19 protein-coding genes are annotated in these 15,427 nt (G+C 65.7%); 10 read left to right on the top strand and 9 right to left on the bottom strand.

Annotation, left to right across the window (positions count from 1 at the left end):
* Positions 1-87 precede the first annotated feature (87 nt).
* The 3 genes from HPT29_RS06690 to HPT29_RS06680 all read left to right on the top strand — a co-directional run bounded on the left by HPT29_RS06690 (position 88) and on the right by HPT29_RS06680 (position 2,165).
* Positions 88-462, top strand: a complete 375-nt coding sequence (locus HPT29_RS06690) for a hypothetical protein (protein WP_173946166.1) — start codon at positions 88-90, stop codon at positions 460-462.
* Between the two features lie 169 nt (positions 463-631).
* A complete protein-coding gene (locus HPT29_RS06685; RefSeq protein WP_247654352.1) occupies positions 632-1,447 on the top strand; it encodes a nucleotidyltransferase family protein in 816 nt (271 codons plus the stop codon).
* Positions 1,440-2,165, top strand: coding sequence for a metallophosphoesterase family protein (locus HPT29_RS06680; RefSeq protein ID WP_173946165.1), 726 nt, complete (start codon positions 1,440-1,442; stop codon positions 2,163-2,165). The genes HPT29_RS06685 and HPT29_RS06680 overlap by 8 nt, the downstream gene beginning before the upstream one ends.
* Before the next feature lie 49 nt (positions 2,166-2,214).
* Here HPT29_RS06680 and HPT29_RS06675 read toward each other — a convergent pair whose 3' ends face one another.
* A complete protein-coding gene (locus HPT29_RS06675; protein WP_173946164.1) occupies positions 2,215-2,436 on the bottom strand; it encodes a hypothetical protein in 222 nt (73 codons plus the stop codon).
* Between the two features lie 138 nt (positions 2,437-2,574).
* On the opposite strand from HPT29_RS06675, the gene HPT29_RS06670 reads away from it, so the two are divergent.
* On the top strand, positions 2,575-3,156 hold the full coding sequence (locus tag HPT29_RS06670; protein WP_173946163.1) for a type 1 glutamine amidotransferase domain-containing protein: 582 nt from the start codon (positions 2,575-2,577) through the stop codon (positions 3,154-3,156).
* Positions 3,157-3,356: 200 nt separating this feature from the next.
* Here HPT29_RS06670 and HPT29_RS06665 read toward each other — a convergent pair whose 3' ends face one another.
* Together HPT29_RS06665 and HPT29_RS06660 are read right to left on the bottom strand one after the other, a co-directional pair.
* A complete protein-coding gene (locus tag HPT29_RS06665; RefSeq protein WP_173946162.1) occupies positions 3,357-4,394 on the bottom strand; it encodes a Tim44 domain-containing protein in 1,038 nt (345 codons plus the stop codon).
* A 183-nt stretch (positions 4,395-4,577) separates the two neighbouring features.
* Complete coding sequence (locus tag HPT29_RS06660) at positions 4,578-4,853, bottom strand: DUF3072 domain-containing protein (RefSeq protein ID WP_173946161.1); 276 nt, start codon at positions 4,851-4,853, stop codon at positions 4,578-4,580.
* A 182-nt stretch (positions 4,854-5,035) separates the two neighbouring features.
* Between HPT29_RS06660 and HPT29_RS06655 the strand changes: the two genes are divergently transcribed.
* Positions 5,036-6,280, top strand: a complete 1,245-nt coding sequence (locus HPT29_RS06655) for a Y-family DNA polymerase (RefSeq protein WP_173946160.1) — start codon at positions 5,036-5,038, stop codon at positions 6,278-6,280.
* Positions 6,281-6,352: 72 nt separating this feature from the next.
* Here the strand turns inward: HPT29_RS06655 and HPT29_RS06650 are convergent, their stop codons facing one another.
* Positions 6,353-7,240 carry a branched-chain amino acid aminotransferase gene (locus HPT29_RS06650; RefSeq protein ID WP_173946159.1) on the bottom strand — a complete coding sequence of 296 codons (888 nt, stop codon included), beginning with the start codon at positions 7,238-7,240 and terminating at the stop codon, positions 6,353-6,355.
* 160 nt (positions 7,241-7,400) lie between these two features.
* Between HPT29_RS06650 and HPT29_RS06645 the strand changes: the two genes are divergently transcribed.
* From HPT29_RS06645 to HPT29_RS06635, 3 genes are read left to right on the top strand one after another with little or no spacing between them, the layout of a single operon-like run.
* Positions 7,401-7,934, top strand: coding sequence for a MarR family winged helix-turn-helix transcriptional regulator (locus tag HPT29_RS06645; RefSeq protein ID WP_173946158.1), 534 nt, complete (start codon positions 7,401-7,403; stop codon positions 7,932-7,934).
* A gap of 33 nt (positions 7,935-7,967) precedes the next feature.
* On the top strand, positions 7,968-8,684 hold the full coding sequence (locus tag HPT29_RS06640) for a response regulator (RefSeq protein ID WP_173946157.1): 717 nt from the start codon (positions 7,968-7,970) through the stop codon (positions 8,682-8,684).
* Positions 8,681-10,048, top strand: coding sequence for an ATP-binding protein (locus HPT29_RS06635; RefSeq protein WP_173946156.1), 1,368 nt, complete (start codon positions 8,681-8,683; stop codon positions 10,046-10,048). Before HPT29_RS06640 ends, HPT29_RS06635 begins: the two co-directional genes overlap by 4 nt.
* Positions 10,049-10,246: 198 nt before the next feature.
* Here the strand turns inward: HPT29_RS06635 and HPT29_RS06630 are convergent, their stop codons facing one another.
* The 5 genes from HPT29_RS06630 to HPT29_RS06610 form a co-directional block, all read right to left on the bottom strand.
* Complete coding sequence (locus tag HPT29_RS06630) at positions 10,247-10,606, bottom strand: tRNA-binding protein (protein ID WP_173946155.1); 360 nt, start codon at positions 10,604-10,606, stop codon at positions 10,247-10,249.
* A gap of 21 nt (positions 10,607-10,627) precedes the next feature.
* Entirely contained in the window at positions 10,628-11,284 is a 657-nt protein-coding gene (locus HPT29_RS06625; RefSeq protein ID WP_210271982.1) for a TetR/AcrR family transcriptional regulator, read from the bottom strand.
* A gap of 146 nt (positions 11,285-11,430) precedes the next feature.
* Positions 11,431-12,258 (bottom strand): pyrroline-5-carboxylate reductase, encoded by an 828-nt coding sequence (proC, locus tag HPT29_RS06620; RefSeq protein WP_173946153.1) that lies wholly within the window; start codon positions 12,256-12,258, stop codon positions 11,431-11,433.
* Positions 12,259-12,330: 72 nt separating this feature from the next.
* Complete coding sequence (locus HPT29_RS06615) at positions 12,331-12,831, bottom strand: type III secretion system chaperone family protein (protein ID WP_173946152.1); 501 nt, start codon at positions 12,829-12,831, stop codon at positions 12,331-12,333.
* Positions 12,832-13,074: 243 nt separating this feature from the next.
* Positions 13,075-13,353, bottom strand: a complete 279-nt coding sequence (locus HPT29_RS06610) for an accessory factor UbiK family protein (protein WP_173946151.1) — start codon at positions 13,351-13,353, stop codon at positions 13,075-13,077.
* A 137-nt stretch (positions 13,354-13,490) separates the two neighbouring features.
* Here HPT29_RS06610 and lgt point away from each other — a divergent pair, with 137 nt between their 5' ends.
* Both lgt and HPT29_RS06600 read left to right on the top strand, forming a co-directional pair.
* Positions 13,491-14,348, top strand: a complete 858-nt coding sequence (gene lgt, locus HPT29_RS06605) for a prolipoprotein diacylglyceryl transferase (protein ID WP_173946150.1) — start codon at positions 13,491-13,493, stop codon at positions 14,346-14,348.
* A complete protein-coding gene (locus tag HPT29_RS06600; protein ID WP_259060502.1) occupies positions 14,345-15,421 on the top strand; it encodes a class I SAM-dependent methyltransferase in 1,077 nt (358 codons plus the stop codon). The genes lgt and HPT29_RS06600 overlap by 4 nt, the downstream gene beginning before the upstream one ends.
* Positions 15,422-15,427: the final 6 nt, after the last annotated feature.

The following is a 15,427-nucleotide window of genomic DNA, read 5'->3' as shown; positions in this document are numbered from 1 at the left end:
GGCGAGGCGCATCTGTCGTACCAAGGCCTTTGCCTTTCCCTCGAAGCAGGTGCTCCCCATATGGGGACGGGAAAGACGAGGACGCTCATGGCAGGTATTTCCGTCACGCTCGAAGGCGACAACATTCAGCTGGCATTCCAGAAGGGCGAGCAATCGACCGCCGTGGTCATGGACCCCCACGCCGCGCGCTCGCTAGTCAGGGCCGTGAGCCAGCTGCTCGCCGCCATCGGCGAGACCTCCGAGGACAGTGACGAGATGCCGGAGGAGATGGTCGACGTGACGTCCCAGACGATCGATGTCGGCATGGACGAGAACGGCATGGCCGTCGTGGCCCTCCAGGCCGGGATGTTGCCCCCTTTCCTGCTGCGCCTGAAAGACGACGAAGCCCGGCACATCGCCCAGAGCCTGCTCGAGATCCTCAATTCTCCGCGAGATGTCCGGGTCTCGCACGGAGATCATTGAGCCGGAGCAGGCCGGACCGGGGCCCTCCGTCCTCCACGAAAGCGCAGGACCGGAGCCGATTCGAGCGGCACCCGCGCCTTTCCGCCATTAAGCTGGGCCGGCAAGGAACTTCATTACGGCCATTCTGTTGTCGAACGCGGGGCATTCTCGGCCGCGCTTGGACAAGGCCATGGCAGTTCACGATCCCGATCTCATTTCCGGAGCTCATCCGGGCGTTCCGATGATGGACGCCAAGGCGGAGCCCACCCTCAAATATCCGGAATCCGAAGCGTTCTATGCCGAAGCGCTTCGGGAGCTGAACCACCTCGGATTGCCCTTCCTGCTGGCCGGCACCTATGCGCTATCCGCCTATACGGGCATCACCCGTCCGACCAAGGATCTCGACATCTTCTGCAAGGCCGGCGACTACACGCGCGTCCTGTCCCACTTCAAGAGCATCGGCTATTCCGTCGAAATCGAGGACGACCGCTGGCTCGGCAAGGTCTTCAAGGGCCAGTACTTCTTCGACGTGATCTTCGCCTCGTCGAACGGCACCATGCCGATCGGCGACCAGTGGTTCGAGCGCGCACGCCAGATCGAGGTCTTCGGCTCGCCCGTGCGCATCGTCGGACCGACCGAGCTCGTCTGGTCGAAATGCTTCATCCAGCTGCGCCACCGCTATGACGGCGCCGACGTGGCGCACACGATCCTGAAGGCGCACGACCAAATCGACTGGCACGCCCTGCTCGCCTACATGGAAGTGCATTGGGAGGTGCTGCTCATGCACCTGCTCAACTTCCGCTGGATCTACCCGTCCGAGCGCGACAAGGTTCCGCGCTGGGTCATGGACGAGCTTCTCGACAGGCTCGCCAAGCAGCTCGATCTTCCGCCGCCGCAGATGAAGGTCTGCCGCGGACGGATGTTCTCCCGCATCGATTACGAGATCGATGTCAAGCAATGGGGCTTCGCCGATGTGGGCGGCGAAGGTGAATGGCGGAATGAGTGACGAACCAGAGCAGACCATGAAGGTCGCCGCCATGGGCGACCTTCACGTCCGTGAAGACAATGCCGAATCCTACCGCGAGCTCTTCGGGGAAATCTCCCGGGAGGCGGATGTGCTGGTGCTCGCCGGCGATCTGACCGATCTCGGCAAGCCCAAGGAGGCGGAGCTTCTCGCGCAGGATCTGAAAGCCTGCTCGATCCCGGTCGTCGGCGTGCTCGGCAACCACGATTACGAATGCGGCGCGCACGAAGAGGTGGCGCAGATCCTGCGCGATGCCGGCATGAAGCTGCTCGACGGGCAATCGATCGAGATCGACGGCGTCGGCTTCGTGGGCGTCAAGGGTTTCGCCGGCGGCTTCGGGCGGCGCATGCTGGGCTATTTCGGCGAGCCGGCCATGAAGCAGTTCGTCAACGAGACCATGAACGAGACCCTGCGGCTCGAAAACGCCATGCGCCATGTCCGCGCCAAGCGCTCCATGGTGATCCTGCACTATGCGCCCATCGCCGAGACGATCGAAAGCGAGCCGCTGGAGATCTATCCGTTCCTGGGCTCGTCGCGACTGGCCGAGACCATCGACCGCTTCAAGGTCAACGCCATCGTGCACGGACACGCCCATCGTGGCCGCTTCGAAGGCCGCACGCCCGGCGGGCAGCCGGTCTACAACGTCGCCAAGCATATCGAGAAGCCGACCGGAAAGCCCTACGCGATCATCGAGATCTGAGCCGGCGGGCACAGCGCCGCCGGCTCGTGATGGATCGGGATCCTCCGCCTCAGAACCGCGTGCCGGGATCGGTGGGATTGCCCGGCAGGTAATCCGGCTCGGAACCGGGTCCCTTCGGATCGGTGATGCCCGGGTCGTTGACCGGATAAGGCGTCCGCGGTCCGGTCGGACCGATATCCGGTTCCTCGTCGGGCACGGAGCCGGGCGGCACCTCGCTCGGAATGTTGCCGCCGGGCACGGGATCGTTCGTCGGCACACCTGGATTGACCATCGCGTCTTCCTCGTTTGTTGGCATCATTGATCGGGTCAACAGGACCGCGCCGTCAGGGTTCCACGTCGTCGCATGTCGGAACCGCCGCCTGTCCCGTCCGTTCTCAGAGGGATTTCCCCCTCAACGACGGAGACAACCATGCCTGACATCAAACAGGCCAAAATCCTCATCATGGCCACCGACGGCTTCGAGGAGTCGGAGCTGACGGTCCCGCAGGAGAAGCTGTCGGACGCGGGAGCGACGGTCGAAGTGGCCGCTCCGAAATCGCGCATGAAATCCGGCAAGATCTACGGCTGGGACAAGACGGATTGGGGCAAGACCGTGTCGGTGGACAAGGACATCGACGACGTGAACCCTGCCGAGTACGACGCGCTCGTCCTCCCCGGCGGCCAGATCAACCCCGACAAGCTGCGCGTCGAGCCGAAGGCACTCGAGATCATCCGGGCCTTCTACTCCTCGGGCAAGACCGTCGCGGCCATCTGCCATGCGCCCTGGCTGCTCATCGAGGCGGGCGTGATCAAGGGCAAGCAGTGCACGTCCTATCACTCCATCAAGACCGACGTGATCAATGCGGGCGGACAATGGCGCGACGAGACCGTGGTGACCGACAAGGGTCTCATCACCAGTCGCAACCCGGGAGATCTCGACGCCTTCGTGAGCAAGATCATCGAGGAGGTGCGCGAGGGCTCTCATGCGGGCCGACGTCAGGCCGCCGAGTAACCAGCGCATTCTGCGGACCTTTCGCGACCGATCCACGTCATCACCGGCCTCGTGCCGGTGATCCCGATCATGAGAAGCGCCGCGCGGATGCCCGGGACCGGCCCGGCCATGACAGCGGCGCGAGCGGGACATCTACAGACGTCGAACACAAGAAAGCGGCCGGTCCGCACCGGCCGCTTCCCTATTCGTGATTGAGCCTTTTAGGCCTGCTGGATCGCCGAGATCTTCCAGGGACCGCCCTGGTCGCGCCGGAACGTCCAGAGCTCCGTCGCCTCCTCGACCCGGTTCGGATCGCCTTCCACCACCCGGCCCGTGGCCCGGTCGGCCATGACGTCGGTGATGCCGAAGCGCATCGCGACGGTCGCGTAGTCGGCGGCGCCCTCGCGCCAGGCTTCCGACAGGTCGCCCTGGTTGAGGCGCACGTTGGAGAGCTTGTTCACGACGCCGCGGGCCGCATTGTCGTTGAGCTCTTCCTGGATATAGCCCGCCATTTCGGGAGTCGCGAGCTGCCACAGCTTGGCGACGTCTTCCCGCGAATAGGCATCCTGCATCTCGACGAGGCCCCGCTCGAAAGCCGCGTAATCCTTCTCGCCGATGCCGATCTCGTCGCGCACGCCCGGTCGGGCCTGCGCCTGCTGCGGCCGGCCGCCGAGAGCGCCGCCAAGGGCACCGCCGAGACCGCCCAGACCACCGCCTAAGCCGCCGCCCATGGGGCGCCCGCCGGTCGGCGGCACGCTGCCGCCCATGGATCGAGCGTAGCCCTGGTCACCGTTCGGGCCGGCAAAGGCCGGCTGCTGGCGCCGGCGGAACCATTTCATGGCGAAGGAGACCAGCAGGACCACGAGGCCGACCTGGAGCAGAAGGCCCAGGATCGACGCGAGACCGCCGAGGCCCCCGAAGAAGCCGTGACCGAACAGCATGCCCAGAAGGCCCGCGCCGAACAGACCGGCCATCAGGCCCGTACCGAAGCCGAAGCGGCGCGGCTGCGCCACGTTCGGAGCCGGGGTGCCGGGACGGGACATGGTCGGGCTCTGGTTCGGGATCTGCGAGCGCTGGATCGGGGCCGCGGCGTCGGGCGCCGTGCGGGTCGCCGGCGGGGCCGTATAGGTGCGTGCGCCGCGCGATCCGAAGCTGCCGCTCCCCCGCCCGACGCGAGCCTCCGCCGCACTACCGGCGAGGACCAGGGCAGCCGCCAGGGCGACCATCACTCGGCTGCGGCGAGAAGCAAAGTTCATCATCGTCTTCGTTACATCCCTTCGGAGCACAATGCTCCCAGGGGATAATGTGGTGATGCCCATAGGGTTGCGGAAGGGCATGGCCGTTCGAATCCGGCCAAGCCGTCGGATGCAGCGTCCTTTGCCTGCCATCAAACACCCGTCATGGCCGCCGCGGGGCCAACCATGACGCTCGATCGCGAATGGTCAATGACCCTGCTTCTGCTTCAGCTGATCGATCCGCTTCGAGGCTTCCGCCTTGTCGAGATCGGGGTCGAAGGCCTTCGGGTCGTGCGCCTGCTCGGACAGGGTCTTCAGATACGACGCTTGGGCGCCCGTCATCGGCTCGTCGCCGGACACCCATTCGTCCGGGTCCTTGATCTGATTGTCGGACGGGTCGGGATTGACCTTCGGGTTGGCTGCCTCTGCGGAAGCTTTATGGTTAACCGCGGAGCGGCTCGGCGTTTTACCATGGGACGACATGCGGGACTCCTATTGTTCATATTTTGTTCTAGAACAGGAACACGCGCGCAGAGCATTGGTTCCTCAAGGAAAGGCGGATTACTCCCGCGGATTATTCCCCGTTATCCACAGATCTCGCTCTCGACTCGCCGCCACGCTTATGTTCCTGCTTCGTTCCGACAACGGAAAGCAGGTGGACGGCGATGCGCAAACCGACGGGTCTCGAGCGGCTCTATGTCGACTTCGATTCCTTCTTCGCCAGCGCCGAGCAGCATCTTCAGCCGCATCTGCGCGGCCGACCTGTCGGGGTGATCCCGGTCGACTCCGAGCATACAGGTCTCATCGCCGTCAGCCGCGAGGCGAAGGTCCTGGGCGTGAAGCGCGGCACCTTCGTGCGCGAGGCCCGCAGACAATGTCCCGACCTCGTTCTCGTCACCGCCCGACACGAGGCCTATGTGGCCCTGCACCATGCCATCGTTCGGGCCATCGAAACGGTCGTACCGGTCAAGGCGATCTGCTCGATCGACGAGATGCTCTGCGCGCTCCTGCCTGCCGAGTGGCCGCAGGCACTGGACATCGGGCAGCGCGTCAAGGAGGCCATCGCCCACGGCATCGGCCCCACCCTCACCTGCTCGGTTGGCCTCGGTCCGAACGATCTTCTGGCCAAGATCGCAGCCGAAATGGAAAAGCCCGACGGCCTCGTGGCGCTTCACCCGAACGACCTGCCAGGCCGTCTGCTCGCTCTTGACCTGACGGACGTTCCCGGCATCGCCCGGGGCAATGCCGCCCGCCTGGCCCGTGCAGGCGTCGGCGACATGGCGGCGCTCTGGCGTCTCCAGCCCAAGGAGCTGCGCCGCCTCTGGGGCAGCGTCGAGGGGGAGCGCCTCTGGATGGGGCTGCACGGCTATACGGTGGAGCGCCCCGAGACCCGGCGGCGGATGTTCGGGCACGGGCGCGTCCTGCCGGCGGAGTGGCGCTCCCTCAACGGCGCCTATGCGGCGGCCCGCGTTCTCCTGGCCAAGGCCTCGGCTCGGATGCGCCGGGCCGGGTTCTCGGCCCGGGCGCTCGCCCTGTGGCTCACCGACCGCAACAGCGCGGGGTGGTACGGGGAGGAGCGTTTCCAGCCGACCCGGGACGACCCGTCCCTGCTGGGCTCCTTGAGCCGCCTCTTTCTCCATGCGGAGCGGGAGGAGATGAGTCGCAGCCGCAGCGTGCACGTTGCGCTGCACGACCTAGTACCCATGGCGGACATCGAGGAGGATCTGTTCGGCCAGACGCCCGAGGCTCAGCTCAAGCGCCGCATGGAGCACCTGTCGACCCTGGCCGATCAGCTCAACGTGGCCCACCGCAGGACGCTGCTGCATTGGGGCCCGTGGGTGACGATCCCCGGCGGCTACGCGGGGGCGAAGATCGCCTTCAACCGCATTCCCGACGCGGAGGATTTTTGAACCGCCTTGGAAACGGAGATGCCCGGCACAAGGCCGGGCATCTCCGAGAGGCCTATGAGAAGCGGGACAGGCTCAAGCCGCCTTGCTCTTGGGCTGAACCTCGGCCGAATAGTCCTCCAACAGCACCCTGGTCATGTTGCCGGGCTGGAAGCGATAGGGACCGATCTCGGATACCGGAGTCACTTCCGCGGCCGTTCCCGTGATGAAGCACTCGTTGAAGCTGGAGAGCTCCTCGGGCATGATCCGGCGCTCCTCGACCCCGAAGCCGCGGCGCTTGGCGAGGTCGATCACCGTGCGGCGGGTGATGCCGTCGAGGAAGCAGTCGGCGATCGGCGTGTGCACGACGCCGTCGCGGATGAAGAACACGTTGGCGCCGGTGCATTCGGCCACGCGGCCCTGCCAGTCGAGCATGAGCGCGTCGGCATAGCCCTTCCGCTCCGCCTTGTGCTTGGAGATGGTGCAGATCATGTAGAGGCCTGCCGCCTTGGCGGCCGACGGCGCCGTGGCCGGATCGGGCCGGCGGTATTCCGCCATGTCGATGCGGATGCCCTTCATCTTCTGGGCCGGGTCGAAATAGCTCGGCCATTCCCAGGACGCGATGGCGAGGTGGATCCTGTTGTCCTGCGCGGCGACGCCCATCATCTCCGAGCCGCGCCAGGCGACCGGACGCAGATAGGCGTCCTTCTGCCCGTTCTTCTCCAGCACGAGACGCTTGGCCGCGTCGATCTCAGCCACCGTGTAGGGGATCTCGAAGTCGAGGATCTGGGCCGATTTCTTCAGGCGCTCGGAATGCTCGGTCGACTTGAAGATCTCGCCGCCATAGGCGCGCTCGCCTTCGAACACGGAGGATCCGTAGTGAAGCCCGTGCGACAGGACATGGAGCTGGGCATCCTTCCAGGGTACGATCTGCCCGTCGTACCAGATCCATCCATCACGCTGATCGAAGGGGGTCGCGGACATCGTTCTTCTCCTTGAATGCCGACCTTGGTGGCAACCGGGGCCGTGTAATTTCCGGTTCGCTTCCTGACGATTTCAATTTCATTCATTTCGCGGAAGCGGCTTGACGAGTAACAATCGTCCTGAGATATGTCAACAAGGCTGACATAAAAATTGGGAACAGATGGTGCCAGACGCAATTCCGGCTTTGAAAGCTCAGCAATCCGGCAAGGAAACGGGCAACGACATCCTGTCCGAGCAGCCGGCCTACGACCTCATCGAGCTGTTCTTCTTCGCCTATCGCGACTTCGTCAGCGATCCGGACAGGATCCTGGACGAATACGGCTTCGGGCGCGCCCATCACCGGGTTCTCCATTTCGTCAGCCGGCAGCCCGGCCTGACGATCGCGGAACTCCTGGACATCCTGCGGATCACGAAGCAAAGCCTCAACCGCGTACTGAAGGAGCTCATCGAGAAGGATTTCATCGAAAGCCGGATGGGCACCTCGGACCGTCGCCAGCGGCTGCTCTTCGCCACCCCCCAGGGCCACGATCTGGCCTTGAAGCTCGCCAAGCTGCAGACCCGCCGCATCATGCGGGCCCTGTCCGAGATGGAGCCCGAGGTCAAGGAAGCGGTCAGCCGCTATCTCCTTCGCCTCATCGATCCGGACGACAGGAGCCATGTGAAGCAGCTCGTATTCGGCTCGGGCAAAACCTGATAAGCAGGGCCCGATAAAGCAGCTCGAAGCCCGATGGATGTACGCATCGACATTCCCGACCACGCCCCGCACGTCCTCGTGGTGGACGACGACCGCCGCCTGCGCGACCTCCTGACCCGCTTCCTCACCGAGAACGGCTACCGGGTGACCGCGGCGGCCAGCGCCGCGGAGGCACGGGCCAAGGCAGGCAACTTCGTCTTCGACGCCCTCGTGCTCGACGTGATGATGCCGGGGGAAACCGGGTTCGACTATGCCCGCAGCCTGCGCGAGCATTCCCAGGTGCCCATTCTGATGCTCACGGCGCGGGCCGATGCCTCCGACCGGGTCACGGGCCTCGAGATCGGCGCGGACGACTATCTCCCGAAACCCTTCGAGCCGCGCGAGCTGCTGCTGCGCCTCGGCAATATTCTGAAGCGCACCCGTTCCGCGCCGGGCGCGGCGGCCGCCGATGTCCCGGAGGTCGTTCATTTCGGCCCCTTCTCGTATCGCTTCGACCGCGGCGAGCTGCGGCGTGGCGACGAGGTGGTGCGCATCACCGAGCGGGAGCGCGAAATCCTGACCATCCTCGGCAGCCATGCGGGCGACAACGTGCCGCGAGAGGCTCTCGCCGGCAACGGTCTCGCGGCCAACGAGCGGACGGTGGATGTTCAGATCAACAGGCTGCGCCGCAAGATCGAGACCGATCCCGCCAATCCGATCTTCCTCCAGACGGTGCGGGGGATCGGCTATCGCCTCGTGATCGATCGATGAAGATCGGGGCGACCCTGCGCTATTCCCCTCTTGACCACGTGGCGCGCTGGTTCGGCCGCTTCCTGCCGAAAGGGCTCTACGCCCGCGCGCTCATCATCATCATCGCGCCCGTCATTCTGCTGCAATCGGTCGTCGCCTACGTGTTCATGGAGCGGCATTATCAGCTCGTCACGCGACGCCTGTCCTCAGCCGTGACGGCCGACATCGCGGCGCTCATCGACATCTATGAGAGCTATCCCCAGGACAAGGATGCCAGCACCCTGTCCCGGATCGCGTCGGAGCGCCTGCAGCTCGACGTCGACATCCTGCACAACACCGACCTGCCGCCGCCCGGGCCCAAGCCGTTCTTCGACATTCTCGACGAGACCCTGACCGACGAGCTGCGGCGCCAGATCGATCGGCCGTACTGGGTCGATACGGTCGGGCGCTCGAGCTATGTGGAAGTGCGCATCAAGCTCGATCAGAGCAACGTCATGCGCATCCTCGCGCGGCGCAGCCAGGCCTACGCGTCGAACTCCCATATCTTCCTCGTCTGGATGGGCGGCTCGTCCTTCGTGCTGCTCGGCATCGCCATTTTGTTCCTGCGCAACCAGATCAGGCCGATCCTGCGGCTTGCGGAAGCCGCCGAAGCCCTGGGCAAGGGCCGCGAGATCGAGTTCCGCCCGCGCGGAGCCCGCGAGGTGCGTCAGGCCGGCCACGCCTTCCTGGAGATGAAGCGGCGCATCGAGCGCAACATCGAGCAGCGCACCACGATGCTGAACGGCGTCAGCCACGATCTGCGCACGATCCTCACGCGCTTCAAGCTCTCGCTCGTCTTTCTCGGTGAGACCCCGGAGGTCGAGGATCTCAAGCGCGACGTGGACGAAATGAGCCGCATGCTCGAGGGGTACCTTGCCTTCGCGCGCGGTGAAGGCGGCGACGCGGGCGAACAGGCGGTCGCGACGGATCTGCGGCAGCTCCTCGAAGAGGTGCAGTCCGACGCCGAGCGGCAGGGCCACGTGACCGAGCTCGACATCGTCGGCGACCCGATGATCACGGTGCGGCCCGACGCGTTCCGCCGCCTCCTGTTCAACCTGGTGTCGAATGCGGCCCGGCATGGCGACCGGATCGAGATCACGGCCAATCACGAAACGCGCTGGCTCGTTCTGCACGTCGACGACGACGGGCCGGGCATTCCGCCCACCTTGCGTGAGGAGGTCTTCAAGCCCTTCGTGCGCCTGGACGAAGCGCGCAACCAGGATGAGGGCGGATCGGGCCTGGGCCTTGCCATCGCCCGCGACGTCGCCCGCTCACACGGCGGCGACATCGTGCTGGGAGAAAGCCCACTCGGCGGCCTGCGTGCCACGGTGCGGCTGCCGGCATAGATTCTCCAAGACAGGGCGTCGTTTCGCAGGACGTGCAGCGGGCTGCCGAACGCGATCGACCAAGCCGCCATGTCACCTTCGTCATCGCCGGCCTTGTGCCGGTGATCCCGGCTGTTTGAAGCGCAGCGCCTTTCCGTATGGGGAGGGTCGGCCATGACGGGGTGCGTTCTGGATCGGTCGGGCGACGCCCGTATCGGCCTAGTACAGCCTTCCGCCCACCGGCACGTCCCGATCCGGACGGATCAGCATCACGTTCCCATTGGCGTCGGGCACGCCGAGGGTCAGCACCTCCGACATGAACGGGCCGATCTGGCGCGGCGGGAAGTTCACCACGGCCATCACCAGCGACCCAACGAGATCTTCCGGTGAATGATTCACCGTGATCTGCGCCGAGGAACGTTTGATGCCGATCTCGGGTCCGAAATCGATGGTGAGCTTGAACGCCGGCTTGCGCGCCTGGGGAAACGGCTCGACGGTCATGATCCGGCCGACGCGGATATCGACCTTCAGGAAATCGTCGAACGTGATGGGCGCCGTTGCCGCATTCGCCTGATCCATGTCTGCCCCTGTGGCCCTCTGTCAGATCGCCGCTGCGGGATTCTGCGCATCGCCGTTGCCCTCGCCGGCACGGCGTGTCTCCGAACGGGTCGCCCGGCGCCCCTGCATCAGGGCCCGCCCGACCGCGCGCAGCGGCGCGCTCAGGCGGCGCAGATCCTCGGCGCCTTCCAGAATGCGCTCGCCGCGGCGCAATTCGCGGTCGAGCCGCGCCATGGTCCTGGCGAGCGTCGGATCCTCGTCGTCGAGCCAAGTGCGCATGGTGTTGGCATAGACCAGGACCGCCCCCTGGAGCTTGAGCGTTCCAAGCGGCCCTTCCGTGTTGATGCCGGCCGCAGCCAGCATGAAGCGTTGCGAGTTGAGCGCCACCTGGTTGAGAGCGGCCAGCGAGGCGGGATCGTATTGCAGATCCCGGACGATCCGGCGCAGGGCCTGCTTGTAGGGCTCCAGCGCATCGAAGCGGCGCATGAGCACGTCGAAGATGCGCTCTCGCGCGGGTTCCCCGGCCAGGTCATCCGTTGTCCCCTCCAGCACCTGCCGGTCGATCTGGCGGGAGAGCGCGCCGAGCACGGCGCCCTTGGAGGGAAAGAGATCCCGGAATTCCGCCAGCGAAACGCCGGCGGCCTTGGCGACGTCGTTGATTTCGATCTCGTGCCAGGAGCGTCGGGCGGCGAGGTCCATGAGCGCCTCGACGATGGCCTTGCGCTTGTCCGTGGGTACGTCAGCGGTCACGATCGATCTCCTGAAAATATGCCGTTGACGCTTATCTAGGGACGGATCGGTTGAAGCCCAAGACTGACCTCGCTCAAGACTCACCTGGACCAAGGCTAGCCGGCGAGTTCCTCCGCCCGCCGCTTGGCGGCCGCTACCGCCTCGCGCATGAGCGCCTTCAGGCCGTCTGGGTCGCGCATGAGCACCTCCAGCGCCGCCGCCGTGGTGCCGCCCGGCGAGGTGACGTTCTGCCGGAGCGTCGCGGGGCTCGACTCGCTCTGGAACAGGAGTTCTCCCGCGCCCGTGACCGTGGCCCGCGCAAGACGCTGCGCCAGGTCAGGCGGAAGTCCGGCGGCCGTTCCGGCCTCGGCCAGGCATTCGACCAGATGGAACACATAGGCCGGGCCCGAACCCGACACCGCCGTGACCGCATCGATCAGGTCTTCGGAGGGCAGCCATTCGACGATGCCGTTGCTGCTCAGCAGCGCATCGGCCATCAGACGCTGCGCCTCGCTCACCGCGTCGTTCGCGGCGGCCCCGGTGGCGCCGCGCCCGATGCTGGCGGGAAGGTTCGGCATGGCGCGCACGATCGCACCGGCGGCCGGAAGCCTGGAGCGCAGATCACCGATGGTCTTGCCGGCGAGAATGGACACGATGAGGGTCTGAGGCCCGAGGTATCCGTTCAGGCTCGGAGCGGCGGCGTCGAGCATCTGCGGCTTGATCGCCAGGACCAGCACATCCGCGGGAGCGGGACTGGCCGGATTGAGCGCGATGCCGTTCGCTTGGCAGAACCGCGTCATCTCGTCGGACGGGCGCGGATCGAGAACGGAAACCCCGTCGGGCTTCATGCCGACCTTGAGCCAGCCCTCCAGCATGGAGCCGCCCATTTTGCCGGCACCGACGAGGATGAGGGACGACGGCAGATGCGAGGGGTTCGGCGACATGAGCTTAACCTGACGGAATGAATGCGGGAGGCCGCACTCTATTCACGCGCGCCCTGCCCTGTCGAGGCAGGTTTAAGCCTCGCCCTCGGTTTCGAACAGGACGGAATCGAGAGCTTCGCGGGCCGATTTGCCGGCCCAGATGACGAACTGGAAGGCCTGGAAATACCGCTCGCAGGCCTCCACTGCGACCCGCAGCATGGTCTCGCATTGGCCGTCGGTGGGATCGGCCCCGCCCGCCAGCAGAAGCGCATGCCGGAACATCACCACGTTCTCCGTGCTCCACAGGTCGAAATGCCCGACCCAGAGCTGTTCGTTGACCGAGGCGATGAGCTGAAGCACCTCCTGGCGGCGCCGCTCGGGAACCTTGAGATCGAACGCGCAGGCCATGTGCATCGCCTCCACGTCCTCGATCCACGTGAAGGCGACGTCGTAATCCGCCCAGCGGCCTGCCACCGAGATGGACATCTCGTCGGCTTCGGCCCGGTCGAAGATCCAGTGCCGCAGGGAAGCGAGACGCTCGACCACATCGAGAGGATGTTCCGAACGATCGATTTCAAGATGAATCTGCGACATGTCGATCCTGGACGCTTGATTGTCCGATTATGGTAAACACATCGGGCAACACCATTGCGTTGATCCGAATACTACTCGAAAGAAGTACTCGAAATACCTTCGATATTCCGAGCTTCCGCCGTGATCGCCTCGAATCAGCTTATGAATCGACAGTCTTAGATTTCCGCCCTCGTCACAATGCGCCGGATTCACCTGTCCACAACAGGAGGTCCGCGTCAGGCGCAGATCGGATTCCCGCTTCGATCAAGGGGTCGCAGGATTGACGCCGGCCGTGGAGGCCAGCTTCGCCTCGAGGTCCTTCACCCGGGCTTCCAGCCGCTCGTTCTCCTCGCGGGCCGCCACCACCATCTCGCGCAGAACCTCGAACTCCTCGCGGGTGGCGACGTCCATATCCTTGATCAGGCGCTCGAACTGGCTGCGGACCACGCTCTCGACCTCCCGCCGGACGCCCTGGGCCGCGCCCGCGGCATCGGTGGCGAAGCGGGCGAGTTCATCGAAGATCCGGTTGGACGATTGGGTCATGGGTTCAAATCCGCAGCGTTCGGGGAGCCGTCAGGGGCTGGTCCGTCACACATGGGCGCATTCGCCACAAACTGCAACAGGGTTGACGATGCGGGCCCTGCGGGTCCAATGGCAACCCGTTCGATCAAGGGCCGACCATGCCTCTCTCCTTTCCCATCATCGATCCCGTGGCGATCTCCATCGGCCCCTTCGCGATCCGCTGGTATGCGCTGGCCTATGTGGCCGGCCTCCTGGGCGGCTGGTTCTATGCCAAGCGTCTTGCAGCCAAGGCCGACCTCTGGGACGGTCTCAAGCAGCCCAAGCCGATGGACGTGGACGACCTCATCGTCTGGGTGGCGCTCGGCGTCGTGCTGGGCGGACGCGTCGGCTACGTGCTGTTCTACAATCTCGCCTCCTATCTGTCCCATCCGCTGGAGATCTTCGCCATCTGGCGCGGCGGCATGTCGTTCCATGGCGGTTTCCTCGGGGCGGTGCTCGCCATCGTGCTCTTTGCCCGCTCCCGGGGTCTCAACCCGCTCGCCCTGCTCGACATGGCCGCGGTGGTCACGCCCATTGGGCTGTTCTTCGGGCGCATCGCCAACTTCATCAATGGCGAGCTCTGGGGCCGCCCCGCCCCCGAATTCCCCTATGCGGTGGTCTTCCCCCATGCCGGACCGGTGCCCCGGCATCCGAGCCAGCTCTACGAGGCGTTCGGCGAGGGCCTTGTCCTCTTCATCGTCATGGCGGTCGCGGCCCGCGCCTTCGGCTTCCGCCGGCCGGGGCTTCTCGGCGGCATCTTCGTGCTGGGCTATGCGGTCGCCCGCATTGTCTGCGAGTTCTTCCGCGAGCCGGACGCACAGCTCGGCTTCCTGTTCGGGTCCTCGGTGCAGGGGCTGAGCGGCGGCATCACCATGGGCATGCTCCTGTCGATTCCCATGGCGCTCGTGGGCGCGGGCTTCATCGTCATGGCGGTGCGCGGCTTGACCCGCCCGGGCAAAGCGGTCGAGGCCGCGTGAGCCCGCTGCGGGACAGACTACGCGAGACGATCGCCCTCGAGGGACCGATCACGGTCGAGCGCTACATGGGCCTGTGCCTGACGCACTACTACGCCACCCGCGACCCGCTCGGCGCCGCCGGCGACTTCACCACGGCTCCCGAGATCAGCCAGATGTTCGGCGAACTGATCGGCCTGTGGATGCTGGAGGCCTGGAACGGCATGGGGCGTCCCGCGTCGTGCCGGCTCGTCGAGTTGGGGCCAGGCCGCGGCACGCTGATGGCGGACCTGCTGCGGGCGACGAGGCTCCTGCCCGACTTCAAGGCGGCCTCCACCGTGCATCTCGTCGAGACGAGTCCTTCCTTGCGAGGCAAGCAGCAGGCGACCCTGGCCTCGTCGGGCTTCTCCGTCGCGTGGCACGACCGGGTCGAGGACGTCCCCCCGGGTCCCACCCTGCTCGTCGCCAACGAGTTCTTCGACGCCCTGCCGGTACGCCAGTTCGTGGGCACCGAGCGTGGCTGGTGCGAGCGGCTCGTGGGCCTCGACGGCGGACGTCTGATCTTTGGCCTGCGCCCGGAGCCGGAACCTGCCCTCGGCAGGCCCCTGAAGCCCGGCGACATTCTTGAATGGCCGGGCGTCTCCATCGACGTCATCGGTGAACTCGCCCGGCGGCTCGAGCGGGATTCGGGCGCCGCCCTGATCGTCGATTACGGCTATTGGGGTCCGGCCTTCGGCGACACCCTGCAGGCTCTCAAGGGACACAAGCCCGTGGATCCTCTGGAGGAGCCCGGAGAAGCGGATCTCACGACCCATGTGGATTTCCACCGTCTCGCCCAGGCGGCCGTGGCCGGCAGGACCCGTGCCCATGGCCTCGTCGCGCAGGGCGACTTCCTCCGGAGCCTCGGGATCGAGGCGCGCGCATCCGCCCTGAAAGCGCGTGCAACCCCCGCCCAGGCGGCCGACATCGACCGGGCTCTGGCGCGCCTGACGGAGCAGGGGCCGACGGGCATGGGTGATCTGTTTAAGGTTTTGGCCGTTACACATGAGGGGATCGAGGCCGTCCCCGGATTGCCCGCCCTCTCCCCCTCCTCCTGAGATCGA

The organism is Microvirga terrae, from assembly GCF_013307435.2.
In the GTDB taxonomy this organism is placed as follows: Bacteria; Pseudomonadota; Alphaproteobacteria; order Rhizobiales; family Beijerinckiaceae; genus Microvirga; species Microvirga terrae.
The sequence above is the reverse complement of the archived record's forward strand: the minus strand, read 5'-3'. Positions and strand labels throughout refer to the sequence as shown.

Excerpts from the sequence above, each read along its gene's own strand:
- HPT29_RS06680 (WP_173946165.1), top strand. The coding sequence starts at position 1,440 with ATGAGTGACGAACCAGAGCAGACCATGAAGGTCGCCGCCATGGGCGAC.
- HPT29_RS06675 (WP_173946164.1), bottom strand. The coding sequence starts at position 2,436 with ATGGTCAATCCAGGTGTGCCGACGAACGATCCCGTGCCCGGCGGCAAC.
- HPT29_RS06610 (WP_173946151.1), bottom strand. The coding sequence starts at position 13,353 with ATGACCCAATCGTCCAACCGGATCTTCGATGAACTCGCCCGCTTCGCC.
- HPT29_RS06660 (WP_173946161.1), bottom strand. The coding sequence starts at position 4,853 with ATGTCGTCCCATGGTAAAACGCCGAGCCGCTCCGCGGTTAACCATAAA.
- proC (WP_173946153.1), bottom strand. The coding sequence starts at position 12,258 with ATGTCGCCGAACCCCTCGCATCTGCCGTCGTCCCTCATCCTCGTCGGT.
- lgt (WP_173946150.1), top strand. The coding sequence starts at position 13,491 with ATGCCTCTCTCCTTTCCCATCATCGATCCCGTGGCGATCTCCATCGGC.
- HPT29_RS06690 (WP_173946166.1), top strand. The coding sequence starts at position 88 with ATGGCAGGTATTTCCGTCACGCTCGAAGGCGACAACATTCAGCTGGCA.
- HPT29_RS06640 (WP_173946157.1), top strand. The coding sequence starts at position 7,968 with ATGGATGTACGCATCGACATTCCCGACCACGCCCCGCACGTCCTCGTG.
- HPT29_RS06685 (WP_247654352.1), top strand. The coding sequence starts at position 632 with ATGGCAGTTCACGATCCCGATCTCATTTCCGGAGCTCATCCGGGCGTT.
- HPT29_RS06625 (WP_210271982.1), bottom strand. The coding sequence starts at position 11,284 with ATGGACCTCGCCGCCCGACGCTCCTGGCACGAGATCGAAATCAACGAC.
- HPT29_RS06670 (WP_173946163.1), top strand. The coding sequence starts at position 2,575 with ATGCCTGACATCAAACAGGCCAAAATCCTCATCATGGCCACCGACGGC.
- HPT29_RS06645 (WP_173946158.1), top strand. The coding sequence starts at position 7,401 with ATGGTGCCAGACGCAATTCCGGCTTTGAAAGCTCAGCAATCCGGCAAG.
- HPT29_RS06630 (WP_173946155.1), bottom strand. The coding sequence starts at position 10,606 with ATGGATCAGGCGAATGCGGCAACGGCGCCCATCACGTTCGACGATTTC.
- HPT29_RS06615 (WP_173946152.1), bottom strand. The coding sequence starts at position 12,831 with ATGTCGCAGATTCATCTTGAAATCGATCGTTCGGAACATCCTCTCGAT.
- HPT29_RS06635 (WP_173946156.1), top strand. The coding sequence starts at position 8,681 with ATGAAGATCGGGGCGACCCTGCGCTATTCCCCTCTTGACCACGTGGCG.
- HPT29_RS06650 (WP_173946159.1), bottom strand. The coding sequence starts at position 7,240 with ATGTCCGCGACCCCCTTCGATCAGCGTGATGGATGGATCTGGTACGAC.
- HPT29_RS06665 (WP_173946162.1), bottom strand. The coding sequence starts at position 4,394 with ATGATGAACTTTGCTTCTCGCCGCAGCCGAGTGATGGTCGCCCTGGCG.
- HPT29_RS06655 (WP_173946160.1), top strand. The coding sequence starts at position 5,036 with ATGCGCAAACCGACGGGTCTCGAGCGGCTCTATGTCGACTTCGATTCC.